The sequence below is a fragment of the Mycobacterium sp. E2327 genome (assembly GCF_001672675.1).
Classification (GTDB): Bacteria; Actinomycetota; Actinomycetes; order Mycobacteriales; family Mycobacteriaceae; genus Mycobacterium.
Window position 1 is genome coordinate 1 of the sequence record NZ_LZKE01000221.1, and the last position, 3,692, is coordinate 3,692.

3 protein-coding genes are annotated in these 3,692 nt (G+C 69.3%); all 3 read left to right on the plus strand.

What is annotated here, in order from left to right; translation table 11 throughout:
- The first annotated feature begins 130 nt into the window (after positions 1-130).
- Positions 131-2,143 (plus strand): penicillin-binding protein 2, encoded by a 2,013-nt coding sequence (locus tag A5712_RS25255; RefSeq protein ID WP_156766767.1) that lies wholly within the window; start codon positions 131-133, stop codon positions 2,141-2,143.
- Between the two features lie 190 nt (positions 2,144-2,333).
- Entirely contained in the window at positions 2,334-3,062 is a 729-nt protein-coding gene (locus tag A5712_RS25260; protein ID WP_068111618.1) for a sulfite exporter TauE/SafE family protein, read from the plus strand.
- Positions 3,063-3,132: 70 nt separating this feature from the next.
- On the plus strand, positions 3,133-3,692 hold a 560-nt coding region (locus A5712_RS25265; protein ID WP_231982243.1), incomplete at its 3' end, for a Mur ligase domain-containing protein.

Below are 3,692 nucleotides of genomic sequence, written 5' to 3' on the forward strand. Positions count from 1 at the left end.
AAGTGCCGGTCCCGGTGCGGCCGGCAATGCCCGGTCCGGCCGCGCCAGCCCCTCAGGCCCCGCAACCGAGCGCGCCGGCTAACGGCCAACAGTTCGGGCCGCTCACCGTCGCGACGCCGGGTGCCGCCCGGTGAGCCGCGGCGAGGACAGGCGGGCACGCCGGTCGCCGTCGGTGCGGCCGACGCGCCGGCCCCGTAAACCGCAGGAGCCCAAGGACGTCCGGTTACCGAAGAACCCCCGTAAAGAAAAGCAAGGCAAGCAAACCCGTCCGGCCGAGGCGGCGGGCGTCGGACACTCGGCGCGCGAGCGGCGCACCCGCCAGATCGTGGAGGTGGGGACGCGCGGCGCGTCGTTCGTATTCCGGCGTCGGGCCGGCAACATCGTGATCGCGCTGCTGATGGCGGTCGCCGCGGCGCAGCTGTTCGTCTTGCAGGTCACCGACGCCCCGAAGCTGCGCGCCCAGGCGGCCGGACAGCTCAAGGTCACCGACGTCGAGAAGGCGGTCCGCGGCAGCATCGTGGACCGCAACAACCAACAGCTGGCCTTCACCATCGAGTCCCGCGCATTGACGTTCCAGCCCAAGCGGATTCACCAGCAGCTGGAAGAGGCGAAAAAGAAGAACCCCGCCGCCCCCGATCCGCAGGAGCGGCTGCGCGACATGGCCAAGGAGGTCTCCACCCGGCTGAACAACAAGCCGGACTACGCGACCGTGCTGAAGAAGCTGCAAAGCAACGAGAACTTCGTGTACCTGGCGCGCGCCGTCGACCCCGCCGTCGCCAGCGCGATCTCGGACAAGTTTCCCGAGGTCGGCTCCGAACGCCAGGATCTGCGCCAGTACCCGGGCGGATCGCTGGCGGCCAACATCGTCGGCGGCATCGATTGGGACGGCCACGGGTTGCTCGGGCTGGAGGACTCGCTGGATTCCGTCCTTTCCGGAACCGACGGCTCGGTCACCTATGACCGCGGATCCGACGGCGTCGTCATCCCGGGCAGTTACCGCAACCGGCACCGCGCGGTCAACGGTTCGACCGTCCAGCTGACCCTCGACGACGACATCCAGTTCTACGTCCAGCAGCAGGTCCAGCAGGCGAAGAATCTGTCTGGGGCGCACAACGTTTCGGCCGTCGTGCTGGACTCGAAGACGGGCGAGGTGCTGGCGATGGCCAACGACAACACCTTCGACCCCTCGCAGGACATCGGGCGCCAGGGCGACCGGCAGCTGGGCAACCTGGCGGTGTCCTCGCCCTTCGAACCGGGATCGGTGAACAAGGTGATCACCGCGTCGTCGGTCATCGAGTACGGCCTGTCCAACCCCGACGAGGTGTTGCACGTGCCCGGCTCGATCCAGATGGGCGGTGTCTCCATTCACGACGCCTGGGACCACGGCGTGATGCCCTACACCACCACCGGCGTGTTCGGAAAGTCGTCGAACGTCGGCACCCTGATGCTGGCGCAGCGCGTCGGCCCCGAACGCTTCTACGACATGGTCCGCAAGTTCGGGCTGGGCCAGCGCACCAACGTCGGGCTGCCCGGCGAGAGCGCGGGCCTGGTGCCGCCGATCGACCAATGGTCGGGCAGCACCTTCTCGAACCTGCCTATCGGCCAAGGGCTTTCGATGACCCTGCTGCAGATGACCGACATGTACCAGACGATCGCCAACGACGGGCTACGGGTCCCGCCGCGGATCATCAAGGCCACCATCGCACCTGACGGCACCCGGACCGAAGAACCGCACCCGGACGGTGTTCGGGTGGTGTCGCCGCAGACCGCGCAGACCGTTCGCGGCATGTTGCGCGCCGTCGTGCAAAGCGACCCGATGGGCTACCAGCAGGGCACCGGGCCGTCGGCCGCCGTGTCCGGCTATCAGATGGCCGGCAAGACCGGGACCGCCCAGCAGATCAACCCCGGCTGCGGCTGCTACTTCGACGACGTCTACTGGATCACCTTCGCCGGCATGGCCACCGTCGACAATCCCCGCTATGTCATCGGCATCATGATGGACAACCCGCAGCGCAACGCGGACGGCTCGCCCGGGCACTCGGCGGCCCCGCTGTTCCACAACATCGCGGGTTGGCTGATGCAGCGCGAGAACGTGCCGCTGTCACCGGATCCGGGCCCGCCGCTGACCCTGCAGGCCACCTGAAACTCGGCTGGAGCAGCCATGATTCGCGAGCGTGCTAGCGTGGGGCCCGATAGCGTCTAGGGTTCCGGCGTGCGAGCGTGACTGGTCCGAGCGACGCCACCGCGTCTTCCGAAAAGGTGCGGTCATCTGAACGGACAAAAGCCTGGAGGATCTCCGGCGGCGCGCCTCGCGTCGTCGAGAAGGTCCGCGCATGTTCGCTCTCGTTGTTCTGTTCCTCGTTGCTTTGGGCGCCGGCGCTCTCGGCGGCCTGGTCGGCACCGGATCGTCATTGGTGCTGTTGCCGATCCTGGTGACGATGTACGGCCCACGAATCGCTGTGCCCGTCATGGGTATTGCCGCGGTGATGGCCAACGTGGGCCGGGTCGCGGCGTGGTGGCGGCAGATTCGCTGGCGGCCGGTGCTCGCCTACGCGCTGCCGGGCACCCCCGCGGCGGTGGTCGGCGCGCACACGCTACTGACGGTCTCGCCAGCGATCGTCGACGGCGTGCTGGGCGTCTTCTTTCTCGCAATGGTGCCGGTGCGCCGGCTCGTAGCGGCACGGCAGTGGCGGGTGCGCCTGTGGCAGCTCACGATCGCGGGCGTCGTCGTCGGATTCCTCACCGGCCTGATCCTGTCGACCGGACCGCTCAGCGTTCCGGTGTTCACCGGCTATGGCCTGAGCGGTGGTGCCTTTCTCGGCTCCGAGGCGGCCAGCTCGCTGGTGCTCTACACGGGCAAGATGGCCACCTTCGGTGAGTTCGGCGCACTCACCAGCACCGTGGTGATTCGCGGCCTCGCGATCGGGGCGGCCCTGATGATTGGGCCCTTTCTTGCACGCGGCGTCGTGCGCCGCGTTCGCCCGCGCACCTATGCGCTGCTGATCGACGTGGTGTTGCTGGCCGCGGGGGCGGGAATGTTCGCGGCCGTCTGTGCGCGGTAGCACAGTCGTCAGGGTGGCAGCCCAGCTGGCGCGGGTAAACGTCACGGCGGGTGCGTCTCGGTAGGGTGTCATGGCTGATCATGGGGATCATCCAGCAGGAGGTGTGAGCAGAGTGCCGGTGCCCGCCGAGTTGCGCCCGACCGCGGATGCGGGGCTGCGGTTGCCCGAGCTGGCGGCCCAGGTCGGCGCGGTGCTGGCCGACGGGGTGGCCGTCCCCGACATCCCGGTCACCGGCGTGACGCTGCGCGCCCAGGACGTGCGGCCCGGCGACCTGTTCGCCGCCCTGCCCGGCTCGGCCACGCACGGCGCTCGCTACGCCGGCGACGCGATCGAACGCGGCGCCGTCGCTGTGCTCACCGACGCCGCCGGGGTCACCGAGATGCCGGCCGCGACCGTGCCCACCCTGGTACACCCCACGCCCCGCGGTGTGCTGGGCGGCCTGGCCGCCGCCGTGTACGGCAACCCGTCGGAGAAGGTCACGGTCATCGGGATCACCGGAACGTCCGGCAAGACCACCACGACCTACCTGGTCGAGTCGGGCCTGCGTGCCGGCGGGCGGACGGCCGGGCTCATCGGCACCATCGGCATCCGCGTCGACGGCGCCGACATCCCCAGCGCGCTGACCACCCC

Excerpts from the sequence above, each read along its gene's own strand:
- A5712_RS25260 (WP_068111618.1), top strand. The coding sequence starts at position 2,334 with ATGTTCGCTCTCGTTGTTCTGTTCCTCGTTGCTTTGGGCGCCGGCGCT.